This window comes from Sphingopyxis sp. USTB-05 (assembly GCF_023822045.1).
GTDB lineage: Bacteria > Pseudomonadota > Alphaproteobacteria > Sphingomonadales > Sphingomonadaceae > Sphingopyxis.
Map to the genome: position 1 here is coordinate 3,153,097 of NZ_CP084712.1, position 14,671 is coordinate 3,167,767.

The 14,671-nt window shown below is 62.9% G+C and carries 17 protein-coding genes; 7 read left to right on the plus strand and 10 right to left on the minus strand.

Annotated elements, in window-relative coordinates; genetic code table 11:
- Nucleotides 1–67 precede the first annotated feature (67 nt).
- From KEC45_RS14620 to KEC45_RS14630, 3 genes are all read left to right on the plus strand, one after another.
- The gene (locus KEC45_RS14620) at nt 68–364 is read left to right on the plus strand and encodes a hypothetical protein (RefSeq protein ID WP_062177415.1); all 297 of its coding nucleotides are present in this window, start codon (nt 68–70) and stop codon (nt 362–364) included.
- A gap of 83 nt (nt 365–447) precedes the next feature.
- The gene (purL, locus tag KEC45_RS14625) at nt 448–2,691 is read left to right on the plus strand and encodes a phosphoribosylformylglycinamidine synthase subunit PurL (protein WP_062177411.1); all 2,244 of its coding nucleotides are present in this window, start codon (nt 448–450) and stop codon (nt 2,689–2,691) included.
- Nucleotides 2,692–2,821: 130 nt separating this feature from the next.
- Entirely contained in the window at nt 2,822–3,559 is a 738-nt protein-coding gene (locus tag KEC45_RS14630) for a DUF72 domain-containing protein (RefSeq protein WP_062177408.1), read from the plus strand.
- A gap of 30 nt (nt 3,560–3,589) precedes the next feature.
- Here the strand turns inward: KEC45_RS14630 and KEC45_RS14635 are convergent, their stop codons facing one another.
- Nucleotides 3,590–4,369, minus strand: a complete 780-nt coding sequence (locus tag KEC45_RS14635; protein WP_062177404.1) for a Coq4 family protein — start codon at nt 4,367–4,369, stop codon at nt 3,590–3,592.
- 140 nt (nt 4,370–4,509) lie between these two features.
- On the opposite strand from KEC45_RS14635, the gene KEC45_RS14640 reads away from it, so the two are divergent.
- Entirely contained in the window at nt 4,510–5,757 is a 1,248-nt protein-coding gene (locus tag KEC45_RS14640) for a DUF418 domain-containing protein (protein WP_152682274.1), read from the plus strand.
- Here the strand turns inward: KEC45_RS14640 and KEC45_RS14645 are convergent.
- From KEC45_RS14645 to panB, 6 genes are all read right to left on the minus strand, one after another.
- On the minus strand, nt 5,751–6,155 hold the full coding sequence (locus KEC45_RS14645; RefSeq protein ID WP_193749089.1) for an Hpt domain-containing protein: 405 nt from the start codon (nt 6,153–6,155) through the stop codon (nt 5,751–5,753). The genes KEC45_RS14640 and KEC45_RS14645 overlap by 7 nt on opposite strands.
- 117 nt (nt 6,156–6,272) lie before the next feature.
- Nucleotides 6,273–6,503: a sulfurtransferase TusA family protein gene (locus KEC45_RS14650; RefSeq protein ID WP_062177401.1), complete on the minus strand. Its 231-nt coding sequence runs from the start codon at nt 6,501–6,503 to the stop codon at nt 6,273–6,275.
- On the minus strand, nt 6,500–7,888 hold the full coding sequence (gene der / locus KEC45_RS14655; RefSeq protein ID WP_062177398.1) for a ribosome biogenesis GTPase Der: 1,389 nt from the start codon (nt 7,886–7,888) through the stop codon (nt 6,500–6,502). The genes KEC45_RS14650 and der overlap by 4 nt, the downstream gene beginning before the upstream one ends.
- A gap of 46 nt (nt 7,889–7,934) precedes the next feature.
- Complete coding sequence (locus tag KEC45_RS14660; RefSeq protein WP_062177394.1) at nt 7,935–9,269, minus strand: PQQ-binding-like beta-propeller repeat protein; 1,335 nt, start codon at nt 9,267–9,269, stop codon at nt 7,935–7,937.
- A gap of 1 nt (nt 9,270) precedes the next feature.
- Entirely contained in the window at nt 9,271–10,044 is a 774-nt protein-coding gene (locus KEC45_RS14665) for a tetratricopeptide repeat protein (RefSeq protein ID WP_062177391.1), read from the minus strand.
- 110 nt (nt 10,045–10,154) lie between these two features.
- Complete coding sequence (panB, locus tag KEC45_RS14670) at nt 10,155–11,018, minus strand: 3-methyl-2-oxobutanoate hydroxymethyltransferase (protein ID WP_062177388.1); 864 nt, start codon at nt 11,016–11,018, stop codon at nt 10,155–10,157.
- A 127-nt stretch (nt 11,019–11,145) separates the two neighbouring features.
- Between panB and KEC45_RS14675 the strand changes: the two genes are divergently transcribed.
- From KEC45_RS14675 to KEC45_RS14685, 3 genes are read left to right on the plus strand one after another with little or no spacing between them, the layout of a single operon-like run.
- On the plus strand, nt 11,146–11,568 hold the full coding sequence (locus KEC45_RS14675; RefSeq protein WP_252171125.1) for a hypothetical protein: 423 nt from the start codon (nt 11,146–11,148) through the stop codon (nt 11,566–11,568).
- Between the two features lie 39 nt (nt 11,569–11,607).
- Nucleotides 11,608–12,033 carry a hypothetical protein gene (locus KEC45_RS14680; RefSeq protein ID WP_062183479.1) on the plus strand — a complete coding sequence of 142 codons (426 nt, stop codon included), beginning with the start codon at nt 11,608–11,610 and terminating at the stop codon, nt 12,031–12,033.
- Nucleotides 12,026–12,250: a helix-turn-helix transcriptional regulator gene (locus KEC45_RS14685; protein ID WP_062177383.1), complete on the plus strand. Its 225-nt coding sequence runs from the start codon at nt 12,026–12,028 to the stop codon at nt 12,248–12,250. Before KEC45_RS14680 ends, KEC45_RS14685 begins: the two co-directional genes overlap by 8 nt.
- A gap of 59 nt (nt 12,251–12,309) precedes the next feature.
- Here KEC45_RS14685 and KEC45_RS14690 read toward each other — a convergent pair whose 3' ends face one another.
- Genes KEC45_RS14690 through KEC45_RS14700 form a run of 3 tightly spaced genes read right to left on the minus strand, consistent with a single transcriptional unit; the run spans nt 12,310 to nt 14,656 of the window.
- Nucleotides 12,310–13,239 carry an aldo/keto reductase gene (locus KEC45_RS14690; RefSeq protein ID WP_062177378.1) on the minus strand — a complete coding sequence of 310 codons (930 nt, stop codon included), beginning with the start codon at nt 13,237–13,239 and terminating at the stop codon, nt 12,310–12,312.
- The gene (locus KEC45_RS14695) at nt 13,236–14,309 is read right to left on the minus strand and encodes a glycerophosphodiester phosphodiesterase (protein WP_062183476.1); all 1,074 of its coding nucleotides are present in this window, start codon (nt 14,307–14,309) and stop codon (nt 13,236–13,238) included. Before KEC45_RS14695 ends, KEC45_RS14690 begins: the two co-directional genes overlap by 4 nt.
- Nucleotides 14,306–14,656: an ArsC family reductase gene (locus KEC45_RS14700; RefSeq protein WP_193749088.1), complete on the minus strand. Its 351-nt coding sequence runs from the start codon at nt 14,654–14,656 to the stop codon at nt 14,306–14,308. Before KEC45_RS14700 ends, KEC45_RS14695 begins: the two co-directional genes overlap by 4 nt.
- Nucleotides 14,657–14,671 lie beyond the last annotated feature (15 nt).

The window sequence follows — 14,671 nt, forward strand, 5'->3', positions numbered from 1 at the left end:
CATGCTGCACTGCACAAGAAGAGAGGGGCTCGAAGGCAAGTTTTGTTTTTAGACAAGGACTTGCATCATGAAAAAATTCATTATCCCCGCCCTTGGCCTGCTCGCGCTGGCGCCTTCCGTTGCTCTTGCGAAGGACGCGCCGACCAACCGTTTCGAGCATGAGGGCAGCACCTACAGCTATACCGTCACGCAAGTTGGCGACACGCGCGTGATCAACGGTGTCGAGGAACGCACCGGCAAGCCGTTCACGCTCCGCGTCGGCCAGCACCGCGTTCGCGGCACCGTCGGTTCGCAGCAGGTCAGCTTCGCGCTGCGCGACGTCGAGCCGCTCAAGATCGAGACGGCCACTCTCGCTTCTCGCTAAAACGTCTCTCCGACCGCAGACCCCATGATGTTTTCGCATCATGGGGTCTGTTCGTTTTGCGCCTGTGCGGCTAAAGGCGCGCCATGACTCAGCAAGCGCCCACCATCACCCCCGAAATCGTCGCCGAGCATGGGCTTTCGCCCGAGGAATATGATCGCGTCCTGAACGCGATCGGGCGTGAGCCCAACCTCGTCGAACTCGGCATCTTCTCGGTCATGTGGTCGGAGCATTGCAGTTATAAAAGCTCGCGCCTCCATTTGAAGAAACTGCCGACGGAGGCCCCATGGGTGATCTGCGGCCCCGGCGAAAATGCCGGCGTCATCGATATCGGCGAAGGGCCGGACGGCAAGAAGCTCGCCGCCATCTTCAAGATGGAGAGCCACAACCACCCGTCGTACATCGAACCCTATCAGGGCGCGGCGACCGGGGTTGGCGGCATCTTGCGCGACGTATTTACGATGGGCGCGCGCCCCGTCGCGAACCTCAACGCGCTGCGCTTCGGCCGCCCCGACCATCCGAAGATGAAGCACCTCATCTCGGGCGTCGTCCATGGCATCGGCGGTTATGGCAATTGCGTCGGCGTCCCGACGGTCGGCGGCGAAGTCAATTTCCACAAGGCCTATGACGGCAATATCCTCGTCAATGCGATGACCGTCGGCGTCGCCGAGCAGGACAAGATTTTTTATTCGGCCGCCAGCGGCGTCGGCAATCCGATCGTCTATGTCGGATCGAAGACCGGCCGCGACGGCATCCACGGCGCGACGATGGCCTCGGCCGACTTTGGCGAGGATGCCGAAGAAAAGCGCCCGACGGTTCAGGTCGGCGACCCCTTCACCGAAAAATTGCTGATCGAGGCTTGCCTCGAACTGATGGCGTCGGACGCAATCGTCGCGATTCAGGATATGGGCGCCGCGGGCCTCACCTCGTCGTCGGTCGAAATGGCATCGAAGGGCGGCGTCGGCCTCCACCTAAAAATGGACGACGTGCCGCAGCGCGAAACCGGCATGACGGCGTATGAGATGATGCTGTCTGAAAGCCAGGAACGCATGCTGATGGTGCTGAAGCCCGGCCGCGAGGATTTCGCCGCCGCGATCTTCCACAAATGGGAGCTCGACTTTGCGGTCATCGGCACCGTCACCGACACCGGCCGGATGGTGCTCGAACATCATGGCGAGATCGTGTGCGACATTCCGCTCGCGCCGCTCGCCGACGACGCGCCGCTCTATGACCGCCCACATGTTCCAACGCCGAAGCAGGGCGAACTCACCAACGTCCCCGAGACGAAGGATGTCGCCGCCGACCTCAAGACGCTGATGGGCACCCCCGACATCGCCAGTCGCCGCTGGATTTACGAACAATATGACAGCCAGGTCGGCGCCGACACGCTGCAGACCGGCGGTGACGCCGCGCTCGTCCGCATCCACGGCACGAGCCGCGCGCTCGCCATGTCGACCGACTGCACCCCGCGCTATTGCTATGCCGACCCGGTCGAGGGCGGCAAGCAGGCGGTCGCTGAGACCTGGCGCAACATAACCGCGGTCGGCGCGACCCCGCTCGCGATCACCAATTGCCTGAACTTTGCCAATCCGCAGCGCCCCGAAATCATGGGGCAGATCACCGGCTGCCTCGACGGCATGGCACAGGCCTGCCGTGCGCTCGACTATCCGATCGTCTCGGGCAACGTCAGTCTCTATAACGAGAGCAAGGCAACCGGCGGCGGCAGCGCGATCCTTCCGACCCCCGCGATCGGCGGCGTCGGCGTGATCGAGGATCTGAACCGCGCGGTCGGCATCGGCTTCAAGCGCACCGGCGACATCGTGCTCGCGGTCGGCGAACGCGCCGGTCATCTAGGCCAGTCGGTGTGGCTCCGCGAAATTCTCGGCCGCGAGGAAGGCCCGCCGCCGCCGGTCGACCTCCGCGCCGAAAAACGCACCGGTGACTTCATTCGCGGCGCGATCAACGCCGGCTGGATCACGGCCTGCCACGATGTATCCGACGGCGGCATGGCGGTGACGCTGGCCGAAATGGCATTGAAGTCGAACATCGGCGTGCTGGTCAGCGAAGAACAGCCCTTCGGTGTCGCTGAAAGCTTCTTCGGCGAGGATCAGGGCCTGTACCTCGTCACCGTCTGCGACACCTGCCTCGCCGACTTCCTCGACGCCGCCGGCCGTGCCGACGTACCGGTCGATCCCGTCGGCCGCACGATCAAGGACCGCATCGTCTTCGAACTCGAAGGCAGCGACCATCAGGTGACTCTCGCTGAACTCCGCGAGGCGCATGAGGGTTTCTTCCCGAATTTGATGGGAGCCGACGCGGCGCTCGCCTAATTAGCTCGGCGTTTGCCTCATCCGTCATTGCGAGCGTAGCGAAGCAATCCAGAGCGGTGTACGCCTGCTCTGGATTGCTTCGCTACGCTCGCAATGACGAAAAATGATTTGGCACGGAGGTCACGCGCATATGAGCATCTATGTCGGCGTCGGGGGCTGGACCTTCGAACCGTGGCGCGGCCCCTTCTACCCCGCCGGGCTCGCGCACAAGCGAGAGCTCGAATATGCCGGCCAGCACCTGACCGGCATCGAGATCAACGGCACCTACTATGGCAGCCAGAAGCCTGAGACCTTTGCCAATTGGGCCGCATCGGTCCCCGACGGCTTCAAATTCAGCGTCAAGGCGTCGCGTTTCACGACAAACCGTAAGGTGCTGGCGGAAGGCGCCGCCTCTATCGAGAAGTTCCTGACGCAGGGCCTGACGCGGCTCGGCGACCGGCTCGGCCCGATCCACTGGCAGTTCATGGCAACGAAGAAGTTCGACCGCGACGATTTCGCAGGCTTCCTAGACTTGCTGCCCGACAGTCAGGATGGCCTAAAGCTACGTCATGCGATCGAGGTCCGCGACGAAAGCTTCCGCGACCCGAAGTTCGTCGACATGCTCCGCGACCGCAACATGGCGGCCGTCTACGCCGACAGCGACGAATTCCCGTGCATCGATGAGCAGACGGCGGACTTCACCTATGCGCGGCTCCAGCGCAGCGAGGAGGATGTCGAAACCGGCTATGACGCCCAGGCGCTCGATCATTGGGCGAAGCGCGCCAAGGATTGGGCGGCCGACGGCCGCGATGCCTATATTTTCTTCATATCCGGCGCGAAGGTCCGCAACCCCGCGGCCGCGCAGGCACTGATCGCAAAGCTGGATTAGCGGGGTCCCCGGCTTTCGCCGGGGCGCAGTTCAGGCCATTGCAGCCTTTGCCGCAAGGAAATTGTACGGATCGATGCCGCGGTTGCGGTAAGCGCGGTGCGCTTCCTGATAAAGCGTCGGCTCGCCGATGCCGAGGCGCGCACGCGCGGCGTCGAGCGGTTCGGCAAGCAGCGAGCGGATGTCCTGCTCGATGATTGCTTTCGACGCTTTGCCGTGGCGCTGGCCCTGGCGGATCGCGCCCATCACCGGCGCGTCGCTCTTGACGCCGCGCTTCACTTCATAGCCGCCGGCATAGGCGATGAAGGCATTGCCGTAATTGCCCGTCTGGCCATAGGTGAAACCGAGCACGCACTGTTCGCCCAGCGCATCGCGGCCATAGCCGGTCAGAATGTGGAACAGGTCGTGTGTGTCGCGCAGGCGGTTCGAATACCATTGCACTTGGTCGTCATATTGCGGGCGGCCCATCTTCTCGCTCTCGGCGACAAGCCCCGCCGCCGACAGGCCTTCACGGCGCATGAAGGTGACATAGGCGTGGCCGACGGTGCCTTCGGGCAAAGCATCGATCCAGCTATGATCGTCGAGCAGGTCGGGGAGATAGGGTTCGCGCTCCATGAGCTGCTTGCCAAAATCGCTTTCGACGAAGGCGCGCGCGTCGTCCATGAAGCCCTTGCGCGGCAGATTTTCAAAGATGTGGAACACCTGTTCGGTGTCTTCCTTGTCCTTGATGAGCTTGCGGAAGTGCGCGAACGCCTTGAACGGGCGGAACTTCGCGGGAATGCGATCGGGGTGGGAGAAGATCGTGGGGGTCATGACTATTCTCGTTCGAATCAGGTGATGCTGTGCAAATAGCATTACTGACATAGATGTCAATAGTCGCTGAATGCCGAAACTCCTCGACGCGTTTTACGGCGCGCGATACGCCTTGCCATCCACCGAAGGGGGCAGCGGGCATGGCCATGGCATCGACACGTTACGAAAGCCTCGACGCGATCCGCGGCGTGGCGGTTATGGGCATATTGGCAATGAATATTGCCGCCTTTGCCCTGCCCTTTGCGGCCTATTCCAACCCGATGGCGGGGGGACCGGTCGGCTCGATCGATCTTGGCACCTGGTTCTTCAACTTTGTACTGATTGATTCCAAGATGCGCGGAATGTTCTCGATGCTTTTCGGCGCGAGCACCTTGCTCGTCATCGAGAGCGCGGACAGCGCCGGGCGCAGCGCCGCGAGCGTCCATTATTCCCGGATGTTCTGGCTGGCTCTCTTCGGCCTCGCCCATTTCTACCTTATCTGGTTCGGTGACATATTGTTCCTGTACGCGATGTGCGGCTTGCTCCTTTTCGCGTTCCGCAATCTTTCGGTGAAGGCGCTGACGATCTGGGCGATCGTCTTTTTCGTCATCGGCATCGGTTTTCTCGGATCGGGATGGGCCGTGATGGCGCTGGCCGAAGCAGGTAAGCTGCCGGCCGACATGATGGGCGAGATGCGCAAGGGCCTTGCCGAAATGGATGCCGAGATGGGCCCCGGCGCGGCGAGTTATGCCAAGGAAATGGCAATCTATCTCGGCAGTTACGCCAGCATCGTCGCGCATCGTACCGGCGAGACGCTGACCGAGCCCTTCGTCGCGGTAATGATGTTCCTGTGGGAGACGATGGGCCTGATGCTGCTGGGCATGGCGTTGTTCAAGTCGCGCATGCTGACCGGCGACTGGGAGCCCGCCCGGTATCGCAAATGGGCGCTGCGCTGCTTCCTGATCGGCGTACCGCCGCTAATTGCACTCGCCTGTTACCAGATCGCGAGCGGGTTCAGCGCGGTGTCGACTTTCGGCGCGACGCTGTCGCTGTCGACGCCATTCGATATTGTGATGACGATCGGCTGGGCCGCACTCATCATGTGGCTGATCAAGGTGAAAGCCAACGACGCGATCCGTATGCGACTTGCCGCGACCGGACGCATGGCCTTCACCAACTATCTCACGACATCGATCGTCATGACGACGATCTTCTATGGCTATGGGCTGGGCTTGTTCGGGAGCATTGGCCGGACCGCGCTCTATCTCTTCTGTTTCGGAATGTGGGCCGCGATGCTGTTCTGGTCAAAGCCGTGGCTCGCGCGCTTCCACTATGGACCACTCGAATGGTTATGGCGCAGCCTGTCGCGCTGGCAGGTGCAACCGATGCGAAAAACTGCGGCTCAATAGCCGATGGCGCGATCGAAGCCCGACGGGCGACGCTGGACGAGCGGATTGGCCTCGCGTTCAAGCGCGCCGAGCGTTTCCTCAAACATCGGACGAAGCGCGACGACGCGCGGCAGATATTCCTCAGGACTGATCTGGCTCTCGACACAGTGCCGCGCGAAAACCTCGATATCCTCGGCGAGCGCGCCGAGCCTTTCGCCGCCGAACTGACGCGCTTCGCTTTTCAGCGTGTGCGCGGGCATGACAAGGCCGCCCGCGTCGCGCGCGCGCATCGCCTCTTCGATCGCGGCAACCGATTTGATGCCGTCTTCGCGAAAATAGCCGAGAATCCTTACAAACGCCGCGCCCAACTGGGTGCGCGTCGCGCGAAATTCATCCCAATCGACCAGGATTTCGTCCAATGTTCCGTCCCTTGGTATTCAAATTCGGTCGTGGTCCCGGCCGATCCATGCCCCAGCTTCGGTAAAAAAGACGTTACAATACCCGCGCCCGGATGACGAAAGGCGCCCCATTTTGGATCAGCGCCGGACTCGCCAGCCTGCGTCACCCGAAGGGGACACGGTATCTTCGACCGACCAGCCATGCTCGCCTGCCAGTGCTGCGACCTCGCGCGCCGCCTGCGGATCGTCGGCGAGCAGCAGGACATCGGCCGTCTCGCGCAGCGCCCGCGCCAGCCTGAGCGCCGGCCAGGGGCAGCGCATCCCGCGCGCATCGACGACGCGCGTCCCCAATGCGTCAGGTCCGGTCATTCGTCATAGGGATTGCGCGAATTGCGGAAATTGAGGCGTACCGGCACGCCCTGGAACCCCAGTTCCTTGCGCATCCCGTTGACCAGATAGCGTTCATAACTTCCCGGCAAACTGTCGGTACGCGACCCGAAGACGACGAAGGTCGGCGGCCGCGTGCGCGCCTGCGTGATGTAACGCAGCTTGATACGCTTGCCGCCCGGCGCCGGTGGCGGATTATTCTCGACCGCCCCTTCGAACCAGCGATTGAGCCGCGCGGTCGAAACACGGTTGGTCCAGATATCGCGCTGTTCGAAAGCGACACGGACCAGCGTATCAATCCCCTTGCCCGTCGCGCCTGAGATGCTGAGCACGGGAACGCCCTTCACCTGGCTGAGCCCGTCGTCAAGCGCGTTCCGAACGCCGTTGAACAGTGCCGAGGGATCTTCGGCGATATCCCATTTGTTGAGCGCGACGATCAGCGCCCGCCCTTCCTGCAGCACCTTGTCGGCGATGCGCAGATCCTGCGCCTCGAGGCCCTTCGTGGCATCGAGCAGCAGCACCACGACCTCGGCGAAATCGACCGCGTGGAGCGCATCGGCGACCGAGAGCTTTTCGAGCTTGTCGACGACCTTGGCGCGCTTGCGCATGCCCGCGGTGTCGAAAAGCTGGATTTCGTGGACCTCGCCGTCATTTTCCCATTGCCAGTCGACGCGGATCGAATCGCGCGTGATCCCCGCCTCGGGCCCGGTGATCAAGCGATCCTCGCCGATCATGCGGTTGATCAGCGTCGATTTGCCCGCGTTCGGACGGCCGACGATCGCCAGCTTCATCGGTCCGAGCGGCGCGTCCTCATCCTCTTCGCCTTCCACCGGCGGCGGAAAGGCTTCGGCTTCAGCCGCGTCATAAGCCTCGATGATCGGACGCAGCGCATCGAACAGGTCGACGACCCCCTCGCCATGCTCGGCGCTGAGCGCGATCGGATTGTCGAAGCCGAGCGAATAGCTCTCCATCAGGCCGTTTTCGCCCTGCTTCCCCTCAGCCTTGTTGACGAGGAGAATGATCGGCGTGTCCTCGCTGCGCAGCCAGCGCGCGATTTCCTCGTCGAGCGGAGTTACGCCCGCACGGCCGTCGATCATGAACAGCGCCGCATCGGCCTCGCGCACCGCCTTTTCGGTCTGCACGCGCATCCGGCCGGGCAGCGTCGCCGCGTCATAATCCTCGAAACCGGCGGTATCGACGATGGTGAACTTCAGGCCGAGCAGTTCACCGTCGCCCTCGCGCCGGTCGCGCGTGACTCCGGGCTGGTCGTCGACGAGCGCAAGGCGCTTGCCGACCAGCCGGTTGAACAGCGTCGATTTGCCGACATTGGGGCGGCCGACAATGGCGATCGTCGCGAATCGCGACATGGCTTGGTTCCTATCCTATCCGGGCCACCCCGGCCCGGACGCTGTATCAGCGCCAGGCCGTGAGCTTTCCATCGTCCGCGAGGACGTACAAAATATTATTCGCAACCACCGGCGGCTGCGACAGCGACGATTTGAATTCGGTCGATCCCAGCAGCGATCCGTCGGTCGGCGAGAATTCGGACAACGTGCCTTCGCTGTTCACCGCGATCAAACGGCCGCCCGCAAGAATCGGGCCGGTCCAGCGGATCGGGTCCTTCTTCTTCTTTTCGGTTTCAACGCGGAAACGCGCGAGCTGCTGCATCCAACGTACCTTGCCGCTGGTGCGAGCGACGCACAGAAGCTTGGCATCGTCGGTCATGGCATAGACCCACTCGCCAACGACATAGGGCGTCGAAATGCCGGCGATCGAGATTTCCCAGCTACGCTGGCCCGTGACGAGTTCATAGCTCGCCATGCGGCCGCCCTGACCGAGCGCGAAGACGCGGCCACGGTCGACGACCGGATCGGCATCGACGTCGGTGAGCGTCGAAACCGACAGCGCCATCGACGTGCGCGCAAGCGCATCTTCCCACAGGTCGCGGCCGTTTTCGTAACGATAGGCCTGCACTTCACCCGACGAGAAGCCAGCGACGATCGTCCCCTGCCCGGCTGCGGGCGACGCGGCGCCAAACACGCTGCCCGGCTCCATCGATGCGGTCGCCTGCCACTGCACCGCGCCATCGGCGGCGTTGAGGGCAAAAATCTGATTGTCCTGGCTGATCACATAGACCCCGCCAAAGGCGATCGTCGGCGCGCCGCGCAGGGGCCCCGAAGGCTTTACCTTCCAGATCACCGAGCCGTCCGCAACGTTCAGCGCCGCGACATCGCCGACGCCGCTCGTGGCATAAACCACATTGCCGTCGACCCCGGCACCACCGCCGAACAGCGATGCCTTGAAATCCTTGCCCGTGCTGCCGATCGCGGCGCTCCACAATTTCGCGCCCGTATCGGCGGCGAAAGCGGTGACGACAGCATCGGTATCGACGACGAACAGCCGGTTGTCGGCAATCACGGGCGAGGCCGCGATCCGCTGTTTGTTCGTGTTGCCCGCGATGCTGGTTTCCCACAGCTTGGTTCGCGTGGCGGCGAGCGCCGGATGACCCATCGATTTCGAAGCGTTGCCGCCCGACTGCGCCCAATTGGCGTTGACCGCCGGTTCGGGAAGCACGACCGCGATCGATGCGGTGGCGGGATCGACCTTGACGCTGTTGTCGTTCGACAGGATCGACACGCGGTCACCCACCGTCGGGGTCTTCGGTCCGCCGTCGCCCTTGAGCACCCCACATGCCGTGAGCGGCAGCGCCAGCAGCGCCGCATAAATTCCGTAACGCGCTTTCCGCATATTAATTGGCTTTCTCAGTCTTTGCGGCTGCCGCTGCCTTCGGCGCAGCATTGCCTTTCTGGTCCTTTTCGGCGCTTTCGTTCGCGCGATCTGCGACCGCGTCGACGCCGAGCATACCCGCCATCTGCACCGAGCGCGATTGCAGCGATTTGGAGACGTCGGGCAATTTGGCGATGCGTCCGTAAAGCGCGCCCGCCTGATCGAACTGCCCCAACTGATAATGCGCGGTCGCCGAAAGTTCGGCGGCGCTCGCGAACCAGCTCGACGCCGGATCCTTTGCGTCGACCATCGGCTTCATTCGCGCGATCACCACCTCGGGCTTCAGCGTGTCATATTCAAACGCCGTCTGGCGGATCAGCGCAAGGTCGCGCAGCGCCTGGTCGAGCTTCGTGTCGGCAGCGACTTTCGCCATCAACGCAGCGGCGGCTTTCAGGTCGCCGGTCTGCGCCTTGATATTCGCTTCCTGCATTTGCGCGACGGCGCGATAGGCGGGATCGCCTTCGGCAACGAGCTTCTCCAGTTCGGCGGTCGCGGCGCGCGGCTGGTTGGTGCTGAGCTTTTCGAACGCCGCAATCAGTTCTTCGGCCTGTTCGCCGCGCGCGGCATCCTGACGATGGCTCCAGAAGAGATAGCCGCCGAACGCGAGCAAAGCGGCGAGCACGCCGCCGATGATCCAGCGGCCGTAGCGCTGCATGATCGTGTCGAGCCGGTCCTTGCGGACGGCTTCGTCGACTTCCTGCAACAGCGCGGCATCATTCGTCGGGCTCAGGGCCAATCAAACCTCCATATACTCGTCATGGCTCTGGGCATTCGTCCCGCCGGTCGCTTCCTTAGCGACAGCACCGAAAAAGGCCAAGCGTTTCACTTTGGTGGATCGCTGAGCCATCAACCGGCGTAGGTCTGATCCTCGGTCGGGAATGAACGGGACCTGACTTCGTCGGCATAGTCCTTCACCGCGGCTTCCACGACGCCCGCCATATTCCCGAAGCGCTTCACGAATTTGGGGACACGTTCGAACATGCCGAGCATGTCGTCGGTGACGAGCACCTGGCCGTCGCACTGTGCCGAGGCACCGATGCCGATCGTCGGGCAATCGACCTTGTTCGTGATCTCGATTGCAATCGATTCGAGCACGCCTTCGATGACGATCGAAAACGCACCGGCCTGCGCGACCGCAATGGCATCTTCGACGATCGAGCGCGCCTCTTCCTCGCTCTTGCCGCGCACGCCATAACCGCCGAGAATGTTGACCGCCTGCGGGGTCAGCCCGACATGACCCATCACCGGGATGCCGCGCTGGGTCAGGAATTCGATCGTCGGCGCAAGCACCTTGCCGCCCTCGACCTTCACAGCGGCCGCACCGGTTTCCTTGAGCAGCCGCGCGGCATTGTCGAAGGCCTGCTGCGGGCTCCCTTCATAGCTACCGAAGGGCATGTCGACGATCACTGCGGCATGATAGCTGCCGCGGACGACCGCGGCGCCGTGCAGCGCCATCATGTCCATCGTCACGCCGACGGTATGCGGCAGACCATAGATCACCTGCGCGAGCGAATCGCCGACGAGCAACATGTCGCAATGCGGATCGAGCAGTTGCGCCATGCGGACGGTGTAGGCGGTGAGCATCACAAGCGGCTCGCCGCCCTTGCGCTGACGGATACGCGGCACCGTTAAGCGCTTCATCGGCTGCGGCGTCGGATTGGCGCGGCTCGTTGAGGTGTCGAGGGTGAGCGTTTTGGGGAGTGTAGACATGGCGCGGGGGCTTAGCGGCTAAAGCGCATACGCGAAAGCGGCAAAGGCCAAGCATGTCACTGATTATTGACTCCATGTTAAAAATATATAACATAGAGTTCGAATCATATGACATGGAGTAGGGCGAATGTCTTTTCGGGAAAAGATTCACTGGGTGACGCTGGTGACGATGATTCTGGCGTTCGGCTGGTATTTCCTCCTTTATCCTTGGCGGATTGTCGGGAGCCCGGCGGGCGTGATGGCGACCGCAGGAATGCTGGTTCCCGTGACGATTGCGATCATCGTGGCGATGACCATCGCGACCGCCTTTCTGGCGATCCGAAGCCCCCGCGAGGCAGAAGCGCGCGAAGATGAGCGCGACCGCGACTTCCATTTGCGCGGAACGCATTTCGGCTACTATCCGCTCGTCATCGGAATCTGGATCAATATCTTCCTGATCTTCTGGGGCATCGGGCAAGCCGAGCAGCTCAACCTGATGATCGCGACGCTGGTCGTGGCCGAGCTCGTGAGGATCGGCACGCAGCTCTATCTCTATCGCCGAGGCTATTGAGCCATGGCGTATCGCACCGCTGACTTCGAAGGATGGCAGATGACCTATCGGGAAAAGACCGCCTGGCTCAATCTCGTCTGCATGCTGATTGCCTACAGCCTCTATTTCAGCCTCGTCATTGCCGGCCATCCCGCTGGGCGGGAGATGTTCCCGATGCTGTGGCTGTTCGGGGGAATCGCCGCTACGCAGGCGGTGGTCGTTATCGCGGGGACGATTGCCCTGCTTCTCGCGACGCCGAAAGCCGATCGCAAGCCAGCCGACGAGCGCGACCGCGCGATCAGTCGGCGCGGCCGGGCGGCCGCCTATTATGCCATGCTGGTTGGGATGATCCTTGTCGGAGTGGTGATGCCGTTCACCGACACCGGGGTGAAGATCGCCAATGCCGCCCTTTTCGCCATCGTGCTGGCCGAGACGGTCCACAGCGTCGTCGTCCTGCTGAGCTACCGGCGAGGCTGGCATGGCTAAGCCTCCCTTCACCAACGATATCCGGACGCTGCGCTTCCTTTCCGGCGAGATGACGCAGGGCGATCTCGGCGACCGCGTCGGTGTCACGCGACAGACGATCGCCGCGATCGAGCAGGGTAAATATTCGCCTTCGCTGGAGGTCGCATTTCGCATCGCGCGCGTGTTCGACAAGCCACTCGAAGCGGTGTTCCAGTGGACTGACACCACCAACGACTGAGACAGCGCGGCCGCGCGGGCCCGGACCGATGCCCCTCCCCGGTGGTGTCGGGCCGGGCCTTAGGCGGCGCTCAGCGCAGAGAGTTGTTCATCGTCGAGGCGAAGATCGAGGCTGCCCATCAACTCGTCAAGTTGCTCGACGGATGTCGCGCTGGCGATCGGCGCGGTGACGCCCGGCTGCGCGGCAACCCACGCAAGCGCGATCTGCGAAAGGGTAGCACCGGTTTCTGCCGCGATGCGATCCATCACCGCCAGCACCGCCGGCCCCTTGCCTTCGAGATAGGGCTTGGCCCGCGCACCGCGCGCACTTTTTCCCAAGTCGTCGGCGCCCCGATATTTGCCCGACAGATAGCCCGACGCGAGGCTGAAATAGGTGACGACGCCCAGGCCTTCGTCGACGCATGTTTGTTGCAGCGCGCCTTCATATTGGGCGCGGTCGAGCAGATTGAGTTCGGGCTGCATCGCGGTGAAGCGCGGCAGGCCCTGTTCGTCAGCCACGCGGAGCGCCTCTGCAAGGCGCTCCGCCGAATAGTTCGACGCGCCGATCGCGCGGACGATGCCGGCATCGACCAGTTCGGCAAACGCACCGAGCACTTCACCCAGCGGCACATCGGGATCGTCCTTGTGCGCGAAATAGAGGTCGATCGTGTCGACGCCGAGACGATCGAGCGATCCCTGCACGGCCTCGCGGATGCGATCGGGCTTCAGCCCGCCCGGCATCATCCCCACCTTGGTCACGATCAACACCTGTTCGCGCGCGCCGCTTTCCTTCAGCCAGGCTCCTAGCATGCTTTCGGATTCGCCGCCCTTGTGCCCCGGAACCCACGCCGAATAGACGTCGGCGGTGTCGATCATCCCGCCGCCGAGCTCGACGAAACGGTCGAGGACGGCGAAGCTCGCATCGCGCCCTGCGGTCATGCCGAAGACATTGCCGCCCAGCACGAACGGACGGATCGAAAGGCCGCTCTGGCCCAATGGCTTTTCGCTCATTTTCCGTTCCCTTTGACTGCGACCACCGCTTCGCGCGGATTGTCGCTGAACAGACCGTCGATCCCCGTCGCAAGATAGGCGGCGATCTCGCCCGCGAGGTCGCCGTGCCCCGCCGGATTGACCCCGCCCTTGTCACCGAGCGGCAGGAAATAATTTTCGCGCCGGAACGTCCAGGGATGGACTTTCAGCTTCGCCGCATGCGCATCGTGCACAAGGCTGGTCGGCGTGCCAAGCCGACCGAGCGCGCCGCGCGGGATCACCATCGCCTTGTTCGGGCCGATCCCGTCGGCGTAGGCGGCGATCATCTTCAGCCCCTCGGGCGACGTCATGGCGGCATAGCTGGTTCCGGGCCGATCGGCCGGTCCGCCCTCGGCATCCATCAACTGGATCAACGGCAGATCGCTCTTTGCGCGCAGGTCCATCAGATTGCCGACTTCGAAGCTTTGGATGAACACATGCGCGGCGCGGCCGCGATAGCCGAAGCGATCGAGCATGGCGAGCAACGGCGCCTCGTGCGGCAGGCCGATCGAGACGAAATAGCTCGGATGCTTGGTTTCGGGATAGACGCCAACCGGCGTCTTGCGGCCTTTGTTCACCTCCGCGAGCAGCGTGAGGATCTCCTCGAATGTCGGGATTTCGAACTGGCCGTCATATTCGGTACTGCGCAGCTTCGGCAGCCGCTCTCGCGCGCGCAGCGTCTTGAGTTCGGCGAGCGTGAAATCTTCGGTGAACCAGCCGGCAACCTGCTGCCCGTCGATCGTCTTCGTCGCCTTGCGGCCGGCGAATTCGGGATGCGCGGCGACGTCGGTGGTTTCCGAAATCTCATTCTCGTGCCGCGCGACGAGCACGCCGTCTTTCGTCAACACCAGATCGGGCTCGATATAATCGGCACCGAGGTCGATCGCGAGCCGGTAGCTTGCCAGCGTATGTTCGGGACGTTCGCCCGACGCGCCGCGATGGGCGATCACGATCGGCGGCTGGCCATCGAGAGTGGGCTGCGCTGTCACCGTGTCAGCAGTGCAACCAGCGGACAGCATGACGGCCAGCAAGGCCAAAAACGACCGGATCATGCTGCAAAACGCGCCTTCCATTCATCGGCCGAGAAACCGACGCTGATACCATTATCTGCTTCGACAACCGGCCGACGGATCATCGCAGGCTGATCGAGCATCAGCGCCTTCGCCGACGCCGCATCCAGCCCATCCTTCTGCGCATCGGGCAGCTTGCGAAAGGTCGTACCGGCCTTGTTGAGCAGCTTTTCCCAGCCGAGCGCGTCGATCCAGCCCTGCAGTCGCGCTGCGTCGAGCCCATCCTTGCGCACATCGTGAAAATGATAGGCCACGCCTTGCTCGTCGAGCCAGCGCCGCGCTTTCTTCACCGTGTCGCAGTTCGAAATGCCATAGAGAATCATCGTCATGGGTCAGGGACTAGC

Bases quoted from the DNA above. Each gene is read 5' to 3' on its own strand.
- KEC45_RS14620 (WP_062177415.1), top strand. From the start codon at position 68: ATGAAAAAATTCATTATCCCCGCCCTTGGCCTGCTCGCGCTGGCGCCT.
- purL (WP_062177411.1), top strand. From the start codon at position 448: ATGACTCAGCAAGCGCCCACCATCACCCCCGAAATCGTCGCCGAGCAT.
- KEC45_RS14630 (WP_062177408.1), top strand. From the start codon at position 2,822: ATGAGCATCTATGTCGGCGTCGGGGGCTGGACCTTCGAACCGTGGCGC.
- KEC45_RS14635 (WP_062177404.1), bottom strand. From the start codon at position 4,369: ATGACCCCCACGATCTTCTCCCACCCCGATCGCATTCCCGCGAAGTTC.
- KEC45_RS14640 (WP_152682274.1), top strand. From the start codon at position 4,510: ATGGCCATGGCATCGACACGTTACGAAAGCCTCGACGCGATCCGCGGC.
- KEC45_RS14650 (WP_062177401.1), bottom strand. From the start codon at position 6,503: ATGACCGGACCTGACGCATTGGGGACGCGCGTCGTCGATGCGCGCGGG.
- der (WP_062177398.1), bottom strand. From the start codon at position 7,888: ATGTCGCGATTCGCGACGATCGCCATTGTCGGCCGCCCCAATGTCGGC.
- KEC45_RS14660 (WP_062177394.1), bottom strand. From the start codon at position 9,269: ATGCGGAAAGCGCGTTACGGAATTTATGCGGCGCTGCTGGCGCTGCCG.
- panB (WP_062177388.1), bottom strand. From the start codon at position 11,018: ATGTCTACACTCCCCAAAACGCTCACCCTCGACACCTCAACGAGCCGC.
- KEC45_RS14675 (WP_252171125.1), top strand. From the start codon at position 11,146: ATGTCTTTTCGGGAAAAGATTCACTGGGTGACGCTGGTGACGATGATT.
- KEC45_RS14680 (WP_062183479.1), top strand. From the start codon at position 11,608: ATGACCTATCGGGAAAAGACCGCCTGGCTCAATCTCGTCTGCATGCTG.
- KEC45_RS14685 (WP_062177383.1), top strand. From the start codon at position 12,026: ATGGCTAAGCCTCCCTTCACCAACGATATCCGGACGCTGCGCTTCCTT.
- KEC45_RS14690 (WP_062177378.1), bottom strand. From the start codon at position 13,239: ATGAGCGAAAAGCCATTGGGCCAGAGCGGCCTTTCGATCCGTCCGTTC.
- KEC45_RS14695 (WP_062183476.1), bottom strand. From the start codon at position 14,309: ATGATCCGGTCGTTTTTGGCCTTGCTGGCCGTCATGCTGTCCGCTGGT.
- KEC45_RS14700 (WP_193749088.1), bottom strand. From the start codon at position 14,656: ATGACGATGATTCTCTATGGCATTTCGAACTGCGACACGGTGAAGAAA.